At 64.3% G+C, this 20,069-nt stretch carries 20 protein-coding genes; 19 read left to right on the top strand and 1 reads right to left on the bottom strand.

Going from position 1 to position 20,069, the window contains the following annotated elements; translation table 11 throughout:
- Window positions 1-138: 138 nt before the first annotated feature.
- Window positions 139-972, bottom strand: a complete 834-nt coding sequence (locus BKX96_RS27345) for an alpha/beta fold hydrolase (RefSeq protein WP_046817075.1) — start codon at window positions 970-972, stop codon at window positions 139-141.
- A gap of 254 nt (window positions 973-1,226) precedes the next feature.
- Between BKX96_RS27345 and BKX96_RS27335 the strand changes: the two genes are divergently transcribed.
- The 19 genes from BKX96_RS27335 to BKX96_RS27245 all read left to right on the top strand — a co-directional run bounded on the left by BKX96_RS27335 (window position 1,227) and on the right by BKX96_RS27245 (window position 19,989).
- Window positions 1,227-1,961, top strand: coding sequence for an SDR family NAD(P)-dependent oxidoreductase (locus BKX96_RS27335; protein WP_077185961.1), 735 nt, complete (start codon window positions 1,227-1,229; stop codon window positions 1,959-1,961).
- Window positions 1,962-1,975: 14 nt separating this feature from the next.
- A complete protein-coding gene (locus BKX96_RS27330; protein WP_077185960.1) occupies window positions 1,976-2,749 on the top strand; it encodes an SDR family NAD(P)-dependent oxidoreductase in 774 nt (257 codons plus the stop codon).
- Complete coding sequence (locus BKX96_RS27325) at window positions 2,749-3,384, top strand: nuclear transport factor 2 family protein (RefSeq protein WP_077185959.1); 636 nt, start codon at window positions 2,749-2,751, stop codon at window positions 3,382-3,384. Before BKX96_RS27330 ends, BKX96_RS27325 begins: the two co-directional genes overlap by 1 nt.
- 213 nt (window positions 3,385-3,597) lie before the next feature.
- Window positions 3,598-4,488: a VOC family protein gene (locus BKX96_RS27320; RefSeq protein WP_077185958.1), complete on the top strand. Its 891-nt coding sequence runs from the start codon at window positions 3,598-3,600 to the stop codon at window positions 4,486-4,488.
- Between the two features lie 12 nt (window positions 4,489-4,500).
- On the top strand, window positions 4,501-5,376 hold the full coding sequence (locus BKX96_RS27315; protein ID WP_046817130.1) for a CoA transferase subunit A: 876 nt from the start codon (window positions 4,501-4,503) through the stop codon (window positions 5,374-5,376).
- A 12-nt stretch (window positions 5,377-5,388) separates the two neighbouring features.
- Complete coding sequence (locus BKX96_RS27310; RefSeq protein WP_077185957.1) at window positions 5,389-6,186, top strand: CoA-transferase subunit beta; 798 nt, start codon at window positions 5,389-5,391, stop codon at window positions 6,184-6,186.
- 16 nt (window positions 6,187-6,202) lie between these two features.
- Window positions 6,203-7,111 carry an enoyl-CoA hydratase gene (locus BKX96_RS27305; RefSeq protein ID WP_077185956.1) on the top strand — a complete coding sequence of 303 codons (909 nt, stop codon included), beginning with the start codon at window positions 6,203-6,205 and terminating at the stop codon, window positions 7,109-7,111.
- Window positions 7,108-8,220 carry an NAD(P)H-dependent flavin oxidoreductase gene (locus tag BKX96_RS27300; RefSeq protein ID WP_046817083.1) on the top strand — a complete coding sequence of 371 codons (1,113 nt, stop codon included), beginning with the start codon at window positions 7,108-7,110 and terminating at the stop codon, window positions 8,218-8,220. The genes BKX96_RS27305 and BKX96_RS27300 overlap by 4 nt, the downstream gene beginning before the upstream one ends.
- Window positions 8,217-8,969: an enoyl-CoA hydratase family protein gene (locus BKX96_RS27295; RefSeq protein WP_046817084.1), complete on the top strand. Its 753-nt coding sequence runs from the start codon at window positions 8,217-8,219 to the stop codon at window positions 8,967-8,969. Before BKX96_RS27300 ends, BKX96_RS27295 begins: the two co-directional genes overlap by 4 nt.
- Before the next feature lie 9 nt (window positions 8,970-8,978).
- Entirely contained in the window at window positions 8,979-10,142 is a 1,164-nt protein-coding gene (locus tag BKX96_RS27290; RefSeq protein WP_077185955.1) for an acyl-CoA dehydrogenase family protein, read from the top strand.
- 9 nt (window positions 10,143-10,151) lie between these two features.
- The gene (locus tag BKX96_RS27285; RefSeq protein ID WP_077185954.1) at window positions 10,152-11,210 is read left to right on the top strand and encodes an acyl-CoA dehydrogenase family protein; all 1,059 of its coding nucleotides are present in this window, start codon (window positions 10,152-10,154) and stop codon (window positions 11,208-11,210) included.
- Window positions 11,211-11,213: 3 nt separating this feature from the next.
- Window positions 11,214-12,365: an acetyl-CoA C-acetyltransferase gene (locus BKX96_RS27280; protein ID WP_077185953.1), complete on the top strand. Its 1,152-nt coding sequence runs from the start codon at window positions 11,214-11,216 to the stop codon at window positions 12,363-12,365.
- Between the two features lie 60 nt (window positions 12,366-12,425).
- The gene (locus BKX96_RS27275; protein ID WP_046817088.1) at window positions 12,426-13,304 is read left to right on the top strand and encodes an SDR family oxidoreductase; all 879 of its coding nucleotides are present in this window, start codon (window positions 12,426-12,428) and stop codon (window positions 13,302-13,304) included.
- Between the two features lie 230 nt (window positions 13,305-13,534).
- Window positions 13,535-14,320 carry an SDR family oxidoreductase gene (locus BKX96_RS27270; RefSeq protein ID WP_046817089.1) on the top strand — a complete coding sequence of 262 codons (786 nt, stop codon included), beginning with the start codon at window positions 13,535-13,537 and terminating at the stop codon, window positions 14,318-14,320.
- Between the two features lie 10 nt (window positions 14,321-14,330).
- On the top strand, window positions 14,331-14,801 hold the full coding sequence (locus BKX96_RS27265; protein WP_046817090.1) for a MaoC family dehydratase: 471 nt from the start codon (window positions 14,331-14,333) through the stop codon (window positions 14,799-14,801).
- A 7-nt stretch (window positions 14,802-14,808) separates the two neighbouring features.
- On the top strand, window positions 14,809-16,017 hold the full coding sequence (locus tag BKX96_RS27260; RefSeq protein ID WP_046817091.1) for an acetyl-CoA C-acyltransferase: 1,209 nt from the start codon (window positions 14,809-14,811) through the stop codon (window positions 16,015-16,017).
- A gap of 75 nt (window positions 16,018-16,092) precedes the next feature.
- Window positions 16,093-17,295, top strand: a complete 1,203-nt coding sequence (locus BKX96_RS27255) for a helix-turn-helix transcriptional regulator (protein WP_077185952.1) — start codon at window positions 16,093-16,095, stop codon at window positions 17,293-17,295.
- Window positions 17,296-17,396: 101 nt separating this feature from the next.
- Complete coding sequence (locus BKX96_RS27250; protein WP_082240511.1) at window positions 17,397-18,773, top strand: DUF1329 domain-containing protein; 1,377 nt, start codon at window positions 17,397-17,399, stop codon at window positions 18,771-18,773.
- Between the two features lie 175 nt (window positions 18,774-18,948).
- A complete protein-coding gene (locus BKX96_RS27245) occupies window positions 18,949-19,989 on the top strand; it encodes a 3-ketosteroid-9-alpha-monooxygenase, oxygenase component (protein WP_077185951.1) in 1,041 nt (346 codons plus the stop codon).
- Window positions 19,990-20,069: the final 80 nt, after the last annotated feature.

The following is a 20,069-nucleotide window of genomic DNA, read 5'->3' as shown; positions in this document are numbered from 1 at the left end:
GCCGTTATGCCGCCATCGCTGGCAAGCCAGCTCCTACAGGTTTGGGGGGTATGTGGGGTTTGTGGCGTGACACACATCTGTAGGCGGCTTGCTGGCGATAGCGGTGGCGAAGCGGATGCCGCCACCGCGTCGCCTGGTTCAACCGTGCTGCAGAAACTCAATGCAGCTACGGTTGAACAATTCGCGATGCTCCACCTGAACCCAATGCCCGCACCGGTTGAGCACGATGAACCGCGCATTCGGTGTGCCGTCGATGATGCGCTGGGCGCCACTGATCGGGTTGAAGTGATCGTTGCTGCCCCAGAACCCGAGGATCGGGCACTGGATCTCGCCCAGGCGCGCTTCCATGTTCGGCACCATCATCGTGCTGAACAGGTTCTTCGGCTGGGTCACCGCCACCGCCACGCGTTCCTGCAGCAGGCTTTCCGGCAGGATCGACGCATCGAACAGCTGCAGGCTCATCATGCTGCGCATTTCCTCCATGCCGATGGGGCCGGCGCTGAACAGGCTGACCATGCGCACGATGCCTTCCATCTTGAAATAGGTTTCCCGCTCCTCGACACCGCCCGGTGCCAGCAGGATCAGGCTCTGGGCCAGTTGCGGCAGGCGCAGGGCCAGGCCCAGGGCGATTGCACCACCCAGCGAGTTACCCAGCAGCGTGCAGCGTCGCACACCGACGGACTCCAAGAACGCCGCCACGCAATCGACGAAGAACTCCAGGTTGTACTGCACGTCCTCAGGTTTGTCCGAGCGGCCGAAACCCGGGAGGTCCAGCACGATATTGCGATAGCCGGCGGCGACCAGTTGCGGGTAGTTGCCCTTGAAGTTGCTGAAGCCACTGGCGCCCGGCCCGCTGCCGTGCAGCCACAGGACCACGGGGCCGGCGCCCTCATCCAGATAGTGCAGGCGCAGGCCGTTGGGCAGGGTTGCGTAATGGCCAACGGGCAAGGGCAGGTCTACAGGTTGGTTCATGGGGTTCTCCATTGATGGCGGATTCATGAAGCACAACCGCGCCAGGCGCTGCAGCGAATTGAAGGGGAATGCCGCGCCTGGCGTGGTGCGCGCCAAGCGAATGCTGGGCGCTGACGCCGTCATTCACATCGTCCGTTCAGACCACGCGGCGCTAGTCCTATCGGACGATGTGTGCACGGGGGCTTGCCGCCAATCATGCAAGTGACGGCTCCATTGCAGCGGGCCGCAGCGTATTCGCACACTTGGAGATTGCTATGAAGTTACTCGATAAAGTGGCCTTCGTGACCGGTGCCGCCCAGGGCATGGGCCAGGCCATCGTGCGTGGTTTTGTCGCCGAAGGCGCCAAGGTGGTGGCTGTCGACCTGAACCAGGCGGCCCTGGCCGAGAGCCTGGCAGACCTGGGCGACCAGGTGCTGGCCCTGGCCTGCAACGTCGGTGATGGTGCCTCCGTGGCCGATGCCATGGGCCAGGCCGAGCAGCACTTCGGTGGCCTCGACATCCTGGTCAACAACGCCGGCGTGGGCGGGCTGGACAGCTTCCTCGAAACCCCGGACGAGAGCTGGGCGCGGGTGATCGGGGTGAACCTGGGCGGCACCTTCCTGTGCTGCCGTGAAGGCGCCAAATTGATGGTCAAGGGTGGCCGCAAGGGCGCGATCATCAACCTCTCCAGCACCGCCGCGCTGACCGGCGAAGGCCCAAGCCACTACTGCGCCTCGAAAGCCGGGGTCATGGGCCTGACCCGCTCGATCGCCCGTGAATTGGCCGCCAGTGGCATCCGCGTCAACACTCTGGTGCCTGGGCCGACCAACACCCCGATGATGGCCGGCATCCCTGAGGACTACATGCAGGCGCTGCTGAAAAACGTGCCCTTGGGCCGTATGTGCGAGACCGACGAGATCGCCCGGGTCGCGGTGTTCCTGGCCAGCGAAGACGCCAGTTTCATGACCGGGCAGAACATCGCCGTCAACGGCGGCATGGCCTTTATCTGAGCAGGGAGTCACCCATGAGCAAACGTCTACAAGGAAAAATCGCCTTCGTCACCGGCGCCGGTTCCGGCATCGGCGAAGCCACCGCGCTGCGGTTCGCTGAAGAGGGTGCCACGGTGGTGCTGTGCGGGCGGCGCATCGAGTCGCTGCAGGGCGTGCAGGAAAAAATCCAGGCCCAAGGCGGGCAGGCGGAGATCGCCGTGGCCGATGTCAGCGATGAACAGGCCTACGTCGGTGCGCTGCAAGCCACCGCGCAACGTCACGGGCGCCTGGACATCCTGGTCAACAACGCGATGGCCTACACCTGGGGCGGCATCGACAGCATGACCACCGCCGACTGGCACGCCAACTTCGCCACTACCGTGGACGGCACCTTCTGGGGCACCCGCACCGCCATGCAGTTGATGAAGGCCCAGGGCGGCGGTTCGATCGTCAACATCGCGTCGATCTGCGGCCTGTTCGGCACGGCGTGGATGGCCGGTTATTCGGCGGCCAAGGCGGCGGTGATCAACTTCAGCCGGGCGGCGGCCAGCGAAGGCGCACCGCACAACATCCGCTGCAACGTGATCATTCCCGGCGTAGTCGACACCCCGGCCACGGCCGGCATGCTGGCCGATGCCAAGACCCGCAGCAACACTGAAAAAGTCATCCCGATGAAACGGGTCGGCCTGCCGGTGGAGCTGGCCAACGCCATTGTGTTCCTGGCCAGCGACGAGGCTTCGTATGTCACCGGTGCCAGCCTGGCGGTGGATGGCGGACGGGGTTCGGACCTGTACACGGTGCTCGACTGATGAGCCTCGAAACCAACGCATTGCTTGAGCGCATCGACCGCCTGGAGTCGCTGGACGCGATCCGCCAACTGGCCGGCAAATACGCCCTGGCCCTGGACATGCGCGACATGGATGCCATGGCCAACTGCTTCGCCCCGGACGTGCGCGTGGGCCGTGACAAGAGTGGTCGCGCGCACCTCAAGGCGTGGCTGGACGAAACCATGCGCAAGCAGTTCCATGGCACTGCCCATCACCTGGGGCAGCACATCATCGAGTTCAGCGATGCCGATCACGCCACCGGCGTGGTCTATTCGAAGAACGAGCATGAGACCGGTCCCGAGTGGGTGATCATGCAGATGCTGTACTGGGACGACTACGAGCGGATCGACGGGCGTTGGTGCTTCCGTCGCCGCTTGCCGTGCTACTGGTACGCGACCGACCTGAACAAACCACCGATCGGCGGCCTGAAAATGCGTTGGCCGGGGCGCGAGCCTTACGCGGGCAGCTTCCACGAACTGTTTCCGTCCTGGGATGCCTTCTGGGCGCAACGCCCGGACAAGGACGCCTTGCCGCAGATCGCCGAACCCGCACCGCTGGAGGGCTTCCTCAAGACCCTGCGTCGCGGGGCGGATGACCCGAAGATTCGCGTGCGCTGAACGGCAGCGAAGGCGTCCGTCCAGCCAACTCATGGTTGCCTGACCCGGCGCTTTCGCTGGCAAGCCAGCTCCTACAGTGGGCGTCCATCCTGCCCGCCAATGTGGCATCTGCCCCACGCCTTTGCCTGCTTAGTCTCAACGGACGATGAAGCCTCGGCAGGCGCTTTGCACAATGCTCGTCACAAAAGCCCTTCAGCCAACGAGGACCCAGGCATGATCGACATTCGCGGTTTGAGCTATTTCGTCTCGCAGATCGAAAACCTCAGTCATTGGCAGCGTTACGCCGAAGACGTGCTGGGCATGCAAGTGAACCCGGCACCGGGCGGTGGCTTGTACGTGAAAATGGACGAGCGTCCGTTTCGCATGCTGATCGTCGAAGGCAGCGAGGCGCGTTACCTGGCCTCTGGCTGGGAGCTGGCCAACGAGACGGCCTTCAAGGTCGCCCTCGAGCACCTGAGCGCTGCCGGTGTCGAATGGCAGCCAGGCTGCGCCGCCGAGATCGAGCAGCGCGGCGTCCAGGCGCTGGTCAAGGTGACCGACCCGTCGGGCAACTGCCACGAGCTGAGCTGGGGCCATCGCTCCGATTGCCTGCCGTTCGTGTCTCCCCAGGGCGTGCCGCGTTTCATCACTGGCGACATGGGCCTGGGCCACACGGTGCTGCCGGCGCCGAACTTCGACGCCACCCTGGCATTCGCCAAGGATGTGCTGGGCTTTGAGCTGTCGGACATTTTCAACTTCCGTCCCGACCCGTCCGTAGCACCGGTGCGCATTCACTTTTTGCATTGCCAGAACGCCCGTCACCACAGCCTGGCGCTGGCCGAGTACCCGGTGCCGTCCGGTTGCGTGCACGTGATGGTCGAGGTCGATTCGATGACCGAAGTCGGCCGCGCCCACGACCGTCTGCACGCCCATGCGGTGGACCTGTCGGCCACCCTCGGCCAGCACCTCAACGACCGCATGACCAGTTTCTACATGAAGACACCGTCCGGCTTCGATCTGGAATACGGCTTTGGCGGGTTGCAAGTCGACTGGGCCGAGCATTCGGCCTTCGAGTTCACCCGCGTGAGCATTTGGGGGCACGACTTTTCGGTCGGCCAGCACTAAGGAATTGTCATGATGAACAAACAACTGACAGCGGCCGATGCGGTCGCTCAATTGCGCGATGGCATGACCATCGGTTTCGGTGGCTGGGGCCCGCGGCGCAAGCCGATGGCGATCGTGCGCGAGATCCTGCGCTCACCGGTCAAGGACCTCACCGTGGTCGCCTACGGCGGCCCGGAAGTGGGCATGCTGTGCGCGGCCGGCAAGGTCAAGAAACTGGTGTTCGGCTTCGCCACCCTCGATGCCATTCCGTTGGAACCCTACTACCGCAAGGCCCGCGAAGCCGGCGAGCTGGAGCTGATGGAACTCGACGAAGGCATGTTCCAGTGGGGCCTGCGCGCCGCCGGCATGCGCCTGCCGTTCCTGCCCACTCGTTGTGGCCTGGCCACTGACGTGACGCGCCTGAACCCGGCACTCAAGACGATCCAGTCACCCTATGCCGATGGCGAGGTGCTGCTGGCGATGCCGGCGCTCAACCTTGACGTGGCGTTCCTGCACGTCAACGTCGCCGACCGCCTTGGCAACTGCCTGGTGACCGGGCCAGACCCGTATTTCGACCACCTGTTCGCCCGCGCCGCCCAGCAGTGCTTCGTCTCGTGCGAGCGTCTGGAAGAACGCCTGGCGCTGACCGCCGAGCAGGCCCGCTTCAATACCTTCGAGCGCTATCTGGTGAGCGGTGTGGTGCATGCACCTTTCGGTGCGCACCCGACGCTCTGCGCCCCTGACTACGGCTGGGACATGAAGCACCTCAAGGGCTATGTCGCCAGCAGCCAGGCGGAAAACGGCTGGCAGGACTATGTGCAGACCTGGATCGCCGGTGGCGAGCAGGCCTATCAGGCACAGAACGGCGGTGCCGACTCCATGGGCGCCTTGCCCCTTCCCGTGTTCTGAGGATTACCGAGCATGTCTGCAACCTGTGATTTCACCCTGGCTGAACTGATGATCGTCGCCGCCTCCGAGGCCTGGCGTGGCAATGGCGAGGTGATTGCCTCGGGCCTGGGCGTGATCCCGCGCCTGGGCGCCAGCCTGGCCAAACTGACCCACAGCCCGGAACTGTTGATGACCGACAGCGAGGCGTTCCTGGTCGAAGAACCGATCCCGCTGGGCCCGCGTGGCGACTACGTTGCGCGTTATTCGGGTTACATGTCGTTCGAACGAGTATTCGAATGCGTGTGGGGCGGGCGCCGTCACGCAATGATCGGGCCGACCCAGATCGACCGCTGGGGCCAGACCAACCTGTCCTGCGTCGGCGACTATCAAAAACCCAGGACGGCGATCCTCGGCGTGCGCGGCCTGCCGGGCAACAGCATCAACCACCTCAACTCGTTTTTCGTGCCCAGCCATAACAGCCGGGTGTTCGTCAGCGGCGAAGTGGACATGGTCTCCGGTGTCGGCTTCAAGGCCGAGCGCTGGCCCGAAGGCGCGCGTCGCGACCTGATGGACATCCGTTGCGTGGTCAGCGACCTCTGCGTCCTCGATTTCAACGGCCCGGACCGTGCGGTGCAAGTGCGTTCGTTGCACCCCGGCGTGAGCTTCGAGCAGGTCCAGGACAACACCGGCTTCCCGTTGCTCAAGTCGGCACAGTTGCACGAAACCGCGCATCCCACTCCTGAGCAGTTGGCGCTGATCCGCCGACTCGATCCCCACGACTACCGCGCCACGGCGATCAAGGGCAACCCGCCCGGCATCCGTACGGCCTGAGCCAAGGACAGCGACCATGCACAGCAGCGACAGTGAATTCATCGTCCGCCAGGACAACGCCGTCTACGAGACGGACACCCCGGTGCTGTACAGCGTGGCCGAGGGTATTGCCACGCTGACGCTGAACCGGCCGACCTTCAATAACGCGCAAAACTCGCAGATGACCTACGCCCTGGATGCCTGCTTTCGCCAGGCGGTGAACGACGACAGCGTCAAGGTCATCGTCCTGCGCGGCAACGGCAAGCACTTTTCGGCGGGCCACGATATCGGCACCCCCGGGCGCGATATCGACAAGCCGTTCGAACGCGCGCACCTGTGGTGGGACCACACCAACAAGCCCGGTGGCGAGCAACTCTATGCCCGCGAACAGGAGGTGTACCTGGGCATGTGCCGGCGCTGGCGCGAACTGCCCAAGCCGACCATCGCCATGGTCCATGGCGCGTGTATCGCAGGTGGCCTGATGCTGGCCTGGGTCTGCGACCTGATCGTCGCCAGTGACGACGCCTTCTTCCAGGACCCGGTGGTGCGCATGGGCATTCCGGGGGTGGAATATTTTGCCCATCCCTATGAAATGAACCCGCGCATCGCCAAGGAATTCCTTTTCACCGGCGATCGCATGAGCGCGGGCCGAGCCTGGCAGGTGGGCATGGTCAACCGCCTGGTGCCCCGTGATGAACTGGAGCAGGCCACCTATGCCTTGGCCGCGGGCATTGCCCGTCAGCCGCGCATGGGCCTGGCCCTGACCAAGCAGGCGATCAACCACGTCGAGGACCTGCAAGGCAAGCGCACGGCGATGGATGCGGTGTTCGCCTGGCACCACTTTGCCCATGCCCATAATGAGCTGTTGTCCGGCGACAAGCTGGGCGGCTTCGACGCCAAGGGCATGGCCCGGGCCAACAAGCAAGCCGAGGACAACAGCCAATGAACCGCTGGCTCGATACGCCTCTGACCGAGGCCCTTGGTTGCCGTTACCCGATCGTACAGACCGCCATGGGCTGGGTCGCCGACGCCAACCTGGTGATCGCCTCGACCCAGGCCGGGGGCTTCGGTTTCCTCGCCGGGGCGACCATTACGGCGGCTGAACTGGAAGGCGAAATCTGCAAGGTGATTGACGCCACCGGTGGCAGCAATTTCGGTCTCAACTTCCATATGTTCCAGGATAACGCCGCCCAGTGCGTCGACCTGGCGATCAAGTACCGCCTGCGTGCCGTCAGTTACGGGCGCGGCCCGGACAAACAGACCATCGCGCGTTTCAAGGCGGCCAAGGTGCTGTGCATTCCCACCGTCGGTGCCTTGAAGCATGCGCTCAAGGCGGTGGAGCTGGGCGCCGACCTGATCACCATCCAGGGTGGCGAGGGCGGTGGTCATACCGGCGGTGTGCCCAGCTCGATCCTGCTGCCCCAGGTGCTGGCGGCGGTCAAGGTACCGGTGATTGCGGCCGGCGGCTTTGCCACCGGCCGTGGCCTGGCCTCGGTGCTGGCCGCCGGTGGCGCCGGCATCGCCATGGGCACGCGATTTCTCATGACCCGTGAATCGCCGACCCCGGCCGCGACACTGGAACGCTACCTGAAGGTCAACGACCCGCAGCTGGTGCGCGTGACCACGGCAGTGGATGGCATGCGCCACCGCATGATCGAAAACCGCTTCATCAATCACCTCGAGCAGGCGGGCCCCTTCGGCCGCCTGCGCATTGCCCTGGGCAGCGCCTGGCAGTGGAAGCAGCAGACCGGCATGAGCCTGGGGCACATGGCTTCTGTCTTTATCCGTGCGTTGCGTGAAGACCCGTCGCAGCTGTCGCAAGTGGTGATGGCCGCCAACCAGCCGGTGCTGCTGCAGCGCTCGATGATCGATGGCGCCCCGGACGAGGGCATCCTGCCCAGCGGCCAGGTCGCGGCGGCCATCGGCGAGTTGCTCAGTTGCCGCGAAGTCATCGAAGGCATTGCCAGTGAGGCCCAGCAATGCCTGGACGCACTCCTGGCCCGCAGCCAGACCCTCCCATCGAATCGTCCCGCCAGCATTGGAGAACCCCTATGAACCAGGCATTTACCACACAACTCAATCAGGGGATCGCGGAACTGGTGATCGCCAAACCCCCGGTCAATGCCCTCGACAGCCAGCAATGGCTCGCCCTGGCACGAGAGATCGAAGCCCTTGGTGCCAATCCGCAGGTGCGGGTGATCGTGATTCGCGCCGAAGGTCGCGGCTTTTGCGCCGGCGTCGACATCAAGGAGCTGGACCAATACCCGGAGCGGATCGTCGAGGTCAATGCCGGTAACTACGCCACTTTCAAGGCCGTGCACCGCAACCCGGTGCCGGTGATTGTCGCGGTCCATGGCTTCGTCCTGGGCGGCGGCATCGGTATCACCGGGGCGGCGGACATCGTCGTCGCCTCCGACTGCGCGACCTTCGCCCTGCCGGAAGTCGACCGCGGCGCCATGGGCGGCGGAGCGCATCTGCAGCGCCTGTTCCCGGTGCAAAAAGTTCGCTACCTGTTCTTTACCGGCGACAGCATCGGCGCTCCCGAGGCGCTGCAATACGGCTTTATCGAGCGCGTCGTCAGCAAGGACCAGCTGCGCGAAACCGCCCTGGGCATCGCGGCGAAAATCGCCGAGAAGAGCCCGGCGATGATCCGCATCGCCAAGGAAGCCTTGAACGGCATCGAAGACGGCAACCTGGAAGACAAATACCGCTGGGAGCAGGGTTTCACCATGCAGGCCTACAGCAGCCCGGACTCCGCGGAAACGCGCCGGGCCTTCGTCGAAAAACGCGACGCCAAGTTCTGAGAGATCGCCATGGACCTGACTTACACCCCCAAGCAAAACGCCTTCCGTGCCGAAGTACGGGCCTGGCTGGCGGCCAATCTGCCACGCGAGCCCTTTGCCAGTTACGACAGTCGCGAAGGCTTTGAACAGCACCGCGCCTGGGAGGCCAAGTTGTTCGAAAGCCGCTGGTCGATGGTGATGTGGCCGGCCGAACTGGGCGGTCGCGGCAGCGACTTGATCGAGTGGCTGATCTTCGAGGAAGAGTATTACGGCGCCGGGGCACCGATGCGCATCAACCAGAATGGCCAACTGTTGCTGGGACCGACCTTGATGGAGTTTGGCACCCAGGAGCAAAAGCAGCGCTTTTTGCCACGCATGGCGGCCAGCCTGGACATGTGGGCACAAGGCTGGTCGGAGCCCAACGCCGGTTCCGACATGGCGGCGATCACCAGCAAGGCGGTACTCGACGGCGACCATTACGTGATCAACGGGCAGAAGACCTGGTCGAGCCGGGCGAACTTCGCCGACTGGCTGTTCGGCCTGTTCCGCAGCGAGCCGGGATCAACCCGTCATCACGGCCTGTCGTTCATCATGGTGCCGCTCAACACGCCAGGGGTGAGCATTCGCCCGATCAAGGCACTCAACGGCAAGGAAGCCTTCGCCGAGGTGTTTTTCGATGACGTTCGGGTCCCCGTGAACAACCTCATCGGTACCCAGGGGCAGGGTTGGCACGTGGCGATGGCCACCGCCGGCTTCGAGCGTGGCTTGCTGCTGCGTTCACCGGCGCGCTTCCAGTCCACGGCACGCAAGCTGATTGAACTGTACAAGGCCCATCGCGTCAGTGCCGACCGCGACCCTGGCCTGCGCGATGCCGTGCTGGAGACCTGGATGTGCGCCGAGGCCTATGCGATGTCGGCTTACTACACCGTAGGGCGCTTGAGCCGCGGCGAGCAGATCGGCGCCGAGTCGAGCATCAACAAGATCATCTGGTCGGAGCTCGACCTGAAGATGCACGAGACCGCCATGCGCATTCTCGGCACACGCGGCGAGCTGGTGGCAAAGGGCGCGCAAGCGGGCGACGCGGCGGGCTGGCTGGAGGGTTTCCTGTTTGCCCAGTCCGGGCCGATCTACGCCGGCACCAACGAAATCCAGCGCAACATCATCGCCGAGCGCATGCTCGGTTTGCCGAAATAAGGAACCGCCATGGACTTCACTTTTAACGATGACCAGTTGGCGTTCCGCGAAGCCATCAGTCGTTTCCTGATGACCGAAGCCGCGCCGGAAATGCTCCGGGAAATCTGGGAGACCGATGCCGGGCGCTCCCGGGACTTGCGCAACAAGATTGCCGGGCAGGGCCTGACCGCCTTGTCGGTGCCCGAGGCCGAAGGTGGTCTGGGCATGGACGATGTGACCTGGGCACTGATGACCCAGGAGTTGGGCTACTACGCCATTCCCGACTCATTGGCCGACACCGCCTATGTCGCCACCGGCTTGCTCGCCGGCTTGCCTGCGATGCATCCGGCGCGTGCCGACCTGCTGCCACGGATTGCCGACGGCAGCTTGCGCATGGCGATCGGTCATCCGGTCAATGCCCTGGTCAGCGACGCGCAACTGGCCGAAGTGCTGATCCTCACCCATGGCGATGAGATCCATGTGGTGCCGCGCTGCGAAGTCAACGTGGACAACCACCTGAGCATCGATGCCTCACGCCGCCTGGGCCACGTGACCTGGACGCCGTCGGCGGCCACCTGCATTGCCAGTGGCGAACAGGGCCGGGCTTTGCAGGAACGCCTGCTGGACCGTGGCGCGCTGTCGGTGGCCGGGCAACTGCTGGGGTTGGCGCAGCGCATGCTCGACCTGTCGGTGGACTACGTCGCACAGCGCAAACAGTTCGGAAAGCCGATCGGCAGCTTCCAGGCGGTCAAGCATCACCTGGCCGATGTCGCCCGTTACATCGAGCAGGCCAAACCGGTGCTTTATCGCGCCGCCCACGCCCTGGCCCGGGGCGACGTCAACGCCGGGGTCCGGGTCTCGCAAGCGCGCCTGGCGGCGAACGAGGCCAGCTGGATCGCCGCCCGCAAGGGCATCCAGGTGCACGGCGCGATGGGGTACACCTGGGAAGTGGACCTGCAGATGTTCATGAAGCGCGCCTGGGCCCTCGATGCGTCCTGGGGCGACCGCGGTTTCCACAAAACCCGAGTCAGCGACTACCTGTTCGCCGACGCCACTGGCCTGGAGCCAGGGCATACTTTCGAGGAATGAGTCATGGCCCAGGCCTACATTGTTGATGCACTGCGCAGCCCCACCGGCAGGCGCAAGGGCTCTTTGAGCGAGATCCACGCGATAGACCTGGGCGCCCATGTGCTCAAGGCCCTGGTCGCGCGCAACGTGATCCCCGCCGAGGACTACGACGACGTGATATTCGGTTGCGTCGACACCATCGGTTCCCAGGCCGGCGACATCGCCCGCACCAGTTGGCTGGCCGCCGGCTTGCCGCTGACGGTGCCCGGCACCACCGTGGATCGCCAGTGCGGTTCGTCGCAACAGGCGCTGCATTTCGCCGCGCAGGCGGTGATGAGCGGCACCCAGGATGTGGTCGCGGTGGGCGGGGTGCAGACCATGACCCAGATCCCGATTTCTTCGGCGATGCTGGCCGGCCAGCCCCTGGGTTTTGCCGATCCGTTCTCGGGCAGCGTCGGCTGGCGCGCGCGCTTTGGCCAGCAGCCGGTCAACCAGTTCTACGCCGCGCAACGGATTGCCGATCACTGGCAGATCAGCCGCGAGCAGATGGAAGCCTTTGCCCTGCAGAGCCACGAACGTGCGCTGGCGGCCATCGCCAGCGGCCGCTTTGCCCGGGAAATCGTCAGCTGCCAAGGGTTGGCGGTGGATGAAACGCCGCGCCACAGCAGCCTGGCGAAGATGGCCGAGTTGCAACCGGTGGACCCGCAGTTCCCATCGATCACCGCCGCGGTGTCCAGCCAGACCTGCGACGCCTCGGCGGCGTTGTTGGTGGTGTCCGAGGCGGCGCTCAAGCGCTACGACCTGACCCCTCGGGCGCGGATTCATCACCTGACGGTGCTCGGCGACGATCCGATCTGGCACCTCACCGCACCGATTGCCGCCACCCGCCGGGCCCTGGCCAAGAGCGGCCTGAGCATGGCCGACATCGACCGTGTCGAGATCAACGAAGCCTTCGCCTCGGTGGTCATGGCCTGGGCCAAGGAGCTGGATTACGACCCGGCGCAAACCAACGTCAACGGCGGCGCAATTGCCCTGGGCCACCCATTGGGCGCTACCGGCGCCCGGTTGATGACCACGCTGCTCAACGAACTGGAATGCAGCGGCGGTCGCTATGGCCTGCAAACCATGTGCGAAGGCGGCGGCCAGGCCAACGTGACCATCATCGAACGCTTGTAGTTTTCCATGCGGGGCCGCCGCTTCGGGCGCGCGGCCACCCACCATTTCAAGGAGTCAAACATGGCTATCTGTGCAGACCGCACCGTGATCATCACCGGGGCCGGCGGCGGACTCGGTCGCGCCTACGCCCTGGCGTTCGCCGCGCAAGGGGCCAACGTGGTGGTCAACGATATTCGCGCCGACGCCGCAGAGGATGTGGCGGGGGAGATTCGCGCCAACGGTGGCCAGGCCATCGCCAACAGCGACGACATCACCACCCTGGCCACCGCGCAGCGCATCGTCGATGCGGCATTGGCGGCGTTCGGTGAAGTGCATGTGTTGATCAACAACGCCGGCGTGTTGCGCGACCGCATGTTCATCAGCCTCAGTGAAGAAGACTGGGACATGGTCATGCGCGTTCACCTCAAGGGCCATTACTGCCTGGCCAACATCCTCGGCCGCCGCTGGCGCGACCTGGCCAAGGCCGGCACGCCGGTGGACGCACGGATCATCAACACCAGCTCCGGCGCCGGGCTGCAAGGCTCGGTGGGCCAGTCCAATTATTCGGCGGCCAAGGGCGGCATCGCCTCGCTGACCCTGGTGCAAGCGGCGGAACTGGCCCGCTATGGCGTCACCGCCAATGCACTGGCGCCGGCCGCACGCACCTCGATGACCGAGAGCGCCATGCCCGACGTGGTGAAAAAACCCGAGGACGGCAGCTTTGATGCCTGGGCCGCGGAAAACGTCGCGCCGCTGGTGGTTTGGCTGGGCAGCCCGGCCTCGGCCCACGTCAGCGGCCAGGTCTTCGAGAGCCAGGGCGGACGCATCTCCCTGGGCGACGGTTGGCGCACAGGCGTGACCTGCGACAAGGGCGCGTTGTGGAAAGTCGAAGAGATCGGCGCGGCGGTGGACGCCATCCTCGCCGAAGCACCCAAGGCACAGAAAGTCTGGGGAAGCTGAAGCCTCGACCATTCACTCGCGGCCGTACCCGATCCCCTGTAGGAGCTGGCGTGCCAGCGATGGCGGCATAACGGCCACCATCGCATCGCCAGCAAGCCGGCTCCTGCAGAGGCGCGTCGTGCCCGCCGCCGTCTTGCTGTTTCTCCACCTTCATACCCCATTTTGACGATGCGCCCGCATCGCTCCCTCCGTACAACTGCAGCGTATTGATTTCTTCGGAGGTAGACGCTGTGAAACAAGCCCCCCCTTATGTTCCCGGGCATCAATTGCTGGCCGGCAAGTCGGTGTTGATTACCGCGGCGGCCGGTGCCGGTATCGGTTATTCGGCGGCCCGGCGCAGTGCCGAGGAAGGTTGTCGGGCATTGATGATTTCCGATGTGCATGCGCGGCGCCTGGAGGAGGCGGTGGAGCGTCTCAAGGCCGAGACGGGTTTGCAGGCGATTTATGGCCAGCTGTGCAATGTCACGGACGAAAACGAAGTCCAGGCGCTGGTGGCAGCAGCCGAGCAAGCGTTGGGCGGGGTCGATGTGCTGATCAACAACGCAGGCCTGGGTGGCCAGAAACGCGTGGTGGAGATGAGCGACGAAGAATGGTTGCGGGTGCTGGATGTGACCCTGACCGGCACCTTCCGCATGACCCGGGCGATGTTGCCGCACATGCAGCGCCGTGGTGCCGGGGCCATCGTCAACAACGCCTCGGTGCTCGGCTGGCGGGCGCAGAAGGAACAGGCCCATTACGCCGCCGCCAAGGCCGGGGTGATGGCGCTGACCCGCTGCAGCGCCCTGGAAGCCGCCGAGTTCGGCGTGCGCATCAACGCGGTGTCGCCGTCGATTGCGCTGCACGATTTCCTCAAGAAAGCCTCCAGCGAAGAGTTGCTCGCCAGCCTGGCCGGGCGCGAGGCGTTCGGGCGTGCCGCCGAAGTCTGGGAGGTGGCCAACGTGATGATGTTCCTGGCCAGCGATTATGCCTCCTACATGGTCGGCGAAGTGCTGTCCGTCAGTTCACAACAGGCTTGAGGATGTGCACATGAGCCACGTATTCAACAGTGCCCAGGCGTTGCTGGCGGCCGAGGGCCTGGATCTGGGCCACACCGAATGGCTGACCATCAGCCAGCAACGCATCGATCTGTTCGCCGAAGCCACCAGCGATCACCAGTGGATTCACGTCGACCCGGTGCGCGCCGCCAGCGGCCCGTTTGGCGCCTGCATTGCCCACGGCTACCTGACCCAGTCACTGGCCAACCTGTTCATGCCGCAGTTGCTGATCCTTGAAAACATGGCGATGGGCGTGAACTACGGCAGCGACCGGGTGCGCTTCCCGGCGCCGGTCAAGGTCGATTCGCGGGTGCGCGGCAGCGGCCAGATCCTGCGCGCCGAACAACTGGGCGACGCCGTGCAACTGGTGGTGCGCATGACCATGGAAGTCGAAGGCCAGGCACGCCCCGGCTGCGTGATCGACACCATCAGCCGCTACACCTTCAACCCCATTTCCGAGTGAGTTAGCCATGGACCAGAATGAAGTCGTCATCGTCGCCACCGCCCGTACCGCGTTGGCCAAGTCGTTTCGCGGATCGTTCAACGATACCGAGGCCCCGGTGCTGGGCGGCCATGTGGTGCGCGCGGTGGTCGAGCGCGCCGGCATCGAGCCTGCCGAGGTCGAGGATGTGATCATGGGCGCGTCGGTGCAGCAGGGCACCCAGGGCTTCAACATCGGCCGGCTCTGCGCCTACACCGGCGGTTTGCCGGACAGCGTGCCGGGCATGGCGGTGGATCGCATGTGCGCCTCGGGCCTGATGAGCATTGGCATGGCCGCCAAGGGCATCATGACCGGCGAGATGAACATTGCCATCGGTGGTGGCGTGGAGTCCCTGTCGCTGACCCAGACCAAGCACAAGAATGCCTATCGCGCCCGTTCCGAAGCCGTGCTGCAGGTGATGCCCAGCGCCTATATCCCGATGATCGAGACCGCCGAGATCGTCTCGCGTCGCTATGGCATCAGTCGCGCCGCCCAGGACGAGTATTCGCTGCACAGCCAGTTGCGCACCGCCGCCGCGCAGCGAGACGGCCTGTTCGACGATGAAATCGTCGGCCTGAGCGTGGATAAACTGCTGTTCGCCGCCGATGGTCAACCCAATGGCCACGAACGCGTGCAGGTGCTGAAAGACGAGTGCAACCGGCCCAATACGCGCCTGGAAGACTTGGCGGGCTTGAAAACGGTGTGGAAGGACGGCGCCTGGGTCGAGCAGGGCGAGTTCGTCACCGCCGGCAACGCCTCGCAATTCTCCGACGGTGCCGCGGCCAGCTTGCTGATGAGTCGAGCCGAGGCCAAGCGCCGCGGGCTGACGCCACTGGGTATCTACCGCGGCATTGCCGTGGGCGGCTGCGCGCCTGAGGAAATGGGCATCGGCCCGGTGATCGCGATTCCCAAGCTGCTCAAGCGTTTTGGCCTGGGCGTGAAGGATATCGGCCTGTGGGAGATCAACGAGGCCTTCGCCAGCCAGGTGCTGCATTGCCGCGATGCGCTGCAGATCCCGGCCGATCGCCTGAACGTCAACGGCGGGGCGATTGCCATCGGTCACCCGTTCGGCATGTCCGGCGCGCGGATGGTCGGCCACGCCTTGCTCGAAGGGCGGCGGCGCGGTGTTCGGTATGTGGTGATCGCCATGTGCATCGGCGGCGGCATGGGCGCCGCCGGCCTGTTCGAGCTGCCATGAGGCGAGCGGGGCAGTGCCGACCTGTCGATTAATCCATGGGGCCCGCAGGTCGGGTCTCTCTGCTGGGGAATGGTTATGCAAAGTGGTATGCCCAATGCACAGGTCCTGGCGCACATGGGCCTGGAGCTGGACGAGTACGAACGGATTATCGGCAACATCTACGATTCGGCAATGGATACCCGCAGCTTGAGCGACGCGTTGCGCGAGGTGCGGACGTTGTTCAAGGCCAATTTCGTCACCTTGATCCTGCGGGTCCAGGACGAGCCGCTGTTGTCACCGATGGTGGTCGCCGGCGATGTCGAACTGGGGCAGGGCGGTATCAACCATTACGCCTACTACGCCAAATCCACCCTGTTCGATGGTCTGCCCACTGACACGGTGTTCACCGTCGATGAGCTGATCAGCGACAGCGAATGGTCCAGCTCGGCGTTTTACCTACTGTACTGCCAGCCCTACGACTGCTACCACATGCTCGGTGCCGATATCCGCATGCCGGATGGCGGCACCGTGCGTTTCCGGATCAATCGACCCCGGGCCCAGCCACGGTTCAGTGACGCCGAGCGGGCCATGTGCGCCATGTTGTTGCCCCATCTGCGCCGGGCCTTGCACATGTATTCGCTGCTCGACCGCAGCGAGTCGCTGGGCAGCCTGTATTCACAGACGATCAGCCGCCTGGCGGTGGCGACCATCGTGCTCGATGAGCACGGCACCGTGGTGCAACTCAATCCCGTGGCCCGGGAGATCCTCGACAGCCAGGACGGCCTCAAGGTGGTCGGCGGGCGGCTGGAAGCGACTTATCCCAGCGACAATCGCGAGCTGGCGCGCCTGGTGCGCAATGCCTTCCAGCGCGCCAGACAAGGCGCCAGCCGGGGTGTGCAGGTGGCCGAGGCGACCTCGATTTCCCGCCCTTCGGGGCAGGTCAGCCTGGGCGTGGTGGTGGAGTTGATTCCGTCCGGGGACCTGCTCGAAGGCAACGGCAAGCCCACGGTGGTGGTGTATGTGCGCGATGCCGTGAGCAAGTCGCTGGTGAGCACGGTGCTGACGTCGCAACTGTACAACCTGACGCCGGCGGAAACCACGCTGGCCCTGGAACTGGCCAACGGCCTGTCGCTGGAGGAAGCCTCGGAATTCCTGAATATCCGCCGCAATACCGCGCGGGCGCACCTGCGCTCGATTTTTTCCAAGACCGGTGTGCGACGCCAGACGGAGCTGGTGCGGATCATGCTCAACAGTGTGGTCGCCCTGGGCGCGCCGCAGCCAGCGACGGCGCGGCTATGAAGCGGGTGCGCGGCAAAATGCGTTAGTCCGTGCGGACGATGCTGCCGGGTTCCCGGGCTGTCGATACTGGGCCACCGTTGTCGAACCTAAGGAGAATAAAAATGACCGGCAGTAATCAGTCCCCTGGCTGGGCGTTGGCGTTGTTATTGGGCTGCTGTGCCATCGGCACGGTGAATGCCGCACCCGAAGATGCCTCCCGCCTGGGCACAGACTTGACGTGCATGGGCGCGGAAAAAGCCGGCAACGCCGACGGCAGCATTCCAGCGTTCAGCGGCAAATGGCTGGGCGCGCCACCCCACGTCGACTTCAAGGGCACGGGTAACCACCCGGTCGACCCGTACGCGGACGAAAAACCGCTGTTCGTGATTACCGCGCAGAACATCGCGCAGTACAACGACTACCTGTCCGACGGCCAGAAAGCCCTGTTCAAGCTGTTCCCGGGCACCTACAAGATGCCGATCTACCCCTCGCACCGGGATTTCCGCTTCGACGACGCGGTTTGCAAAGCCACCCGCGAGAACGCCAGCATTGCTCGCCTGGTGGATGAGGGTGAAGGGGTGGTGGGCAAAACCGGTGGCACAGCCTTTCCGGTACCGCGCAGCGGCCTGGAACTGTTGAAGAACGCCTCGGCTTTTACCCTGCGTGCCTGGACCGAGGAATACACCTCCGACAACGCCTACGTGCTCAAGGATGGCAACATCAACTGGGGCCGCGTGCATTCGCGCAACCTGGCGCCGGCGCTGGAACCCGGCAAGATTGGCGAGACCACCGGCAACTCGTCGTTCTACCTCAACGAAACCCTGTTGCCGCAACGCGACAAGGGCGAGATCAATACCGGCACCGAGTTCTGGAATGACAAGACCGAACCGCGCCAGGCCTGGCGTTACGATCCGGGCACCCGGCGTGTGCGCCAGTCGCCAGGCTATGGTTTCGACATGTCGTTCCCTGGCAGCGGTGGCTCGATCACCGTCGACGAGGTGCGCTTGTTCAACGGTTCCGGGCAGCGTTACGACTGGAAGATCGTCGGCAAGCGCGAGATGTTCATCCCCTACAACACCTACCGCCTGCACGCGGCCAACCTCAAGTACGCCGATCTGCTGACGCCGGGCCACATCAATCCCGATGCCATGCGTTATGAGCGCCATCGGGTGTGGGAGCTCGAAGGCACCCTCAAGCCGGGTTATCGCCACCTGTATGGCAAGCGCAAGTTGTATATCGACGAGGACACCTGGTTCCCGATGCTCGCCGACAACTATGACAACCGTGGCGAGCTGTGGCGCACCTCGATGCTCAATTACTTCTACGCCTACGAAACCCAGCGGCCGCAAGCGGGCGTCGGCCTGTACTACGACCTCAATGCCGGCAGCTACCTGGCGTTCAACCTGATCAACGAGCAGCGCAACGGCTACCTGTTGAACAAACCCGGCTTCAGCCCACGGGACTTCGGCCCGGAAGCTGCCCGGCGTTTCGGCCAGTAACCGTCAAGCGCGGCGCCCCTGGTGACAGGGGTGCCATTGAGAGTGGATCGCGTTTGATCTAGTCCAACTGAAGGATGACCTGCCGACGCGGCTACCCAATGATGTCGGCCATGGGATCACCCTGTATTTCTTGGGGGCATTGCCTGCCCAAGTCTGCAACCGAGGAACAATAACAATGACCAAACTCGCTGAAATCAACATCGAGAACGCCCAGCGCAGCCACCGTTACGCCCGCGGCTGGCACTGCCTGGGCAATGCCAGCGACTACCGTGATGGCAAGCCCCATACCCTGGAAATCTTCGGCACCCGCCTGGTGGCCTTTGCCGACAGCCAGGGCAACATCAGCATCCTCGATGCCTATTGCCCGCACATGGGCGCGGACCTGTCCCAGGGCACCATCGAGAACGACCGGCTGGTGTGCCCGTTCCACCACTGGAAGTACGACACCGGCGGCAAATGCGTGGAGATCCCTTACTGCAAGCGCATCCCGCCCAAGGCCAAGACCCGCAGCTGGTTGACCTGCGAGGAGAACAACCTGCTGTTCGTCTGGAACAACCCCGAAGGTCGTGCGCCGAAGGAGGGCGTGGTCATTCCGCACCTGCCCGAGATGGACGATCCGGACTGGGTGCATGACTGGAACATCGACACCATGCACATCGAGACCAACCCACGGGAGCTGGTCGATAACCTGGTGGACGCCCAGCACTTCGGACCGGTGCACGGCACCCCGACCAAGTACTTCGCCAACGTTTTCGAAGGACACATCGGCCACCAGATTTTCCATGGCGACTCCGAGCGCCTGGGCGGCGACCTGATCGCGCCGTCGGCCTACTACGGGCCGGCGACCCACTTCACCCACATCAGCTCGATGTTCGGCGACGTGCGCATCCACGCCATCCTGCTCAACAGTCACGTGCCGGTGACACCGAACAGCTTCGACCTGCGTTTTGGTTGCATGGTCAAGCGGGTGCCGGGCTGGACCGATGAACAGAACCAGGAAGTGGCCAGGGCCTACGTCCAGGGCAACCGCGACTCGTTCTACCAGGACGTGGTGATCTGGAAACACAAGATCCGCATCGACAAGCCGGTGCTGGCGGAAACCGACGGTCCGGTCTATCAGTTGCGCGAGTGGTACGAGCAGTTCTTCACCGATGAGGACGACGTGCCGGCGTTCATGGCAGAGCGTCGCGAGTTCATCACGGTGGACGAGCGCTGACAGCGTGACAGGGCGCCTTCGGTCACTCGAAGGCGCCCTATTGCCAGCGCAGTTTCAATCCAAAGGTCATGAGAGTACTG

It is taken from the genome of Pseudomonas putida, from assembly GCF_001976065.1.
Classification (GTDB): Bacteria; Pseudomonadota; Gammaproteobacteria; order Pseudomonadales; family Pseudomonadaceae; genus Aquipseudomonas; species Aquipseudomonas serbica.
Note: the sequence above shows the minus strand (reverse complement) of the source record. Positions and strands in the feature narration are given on the sequence as shown.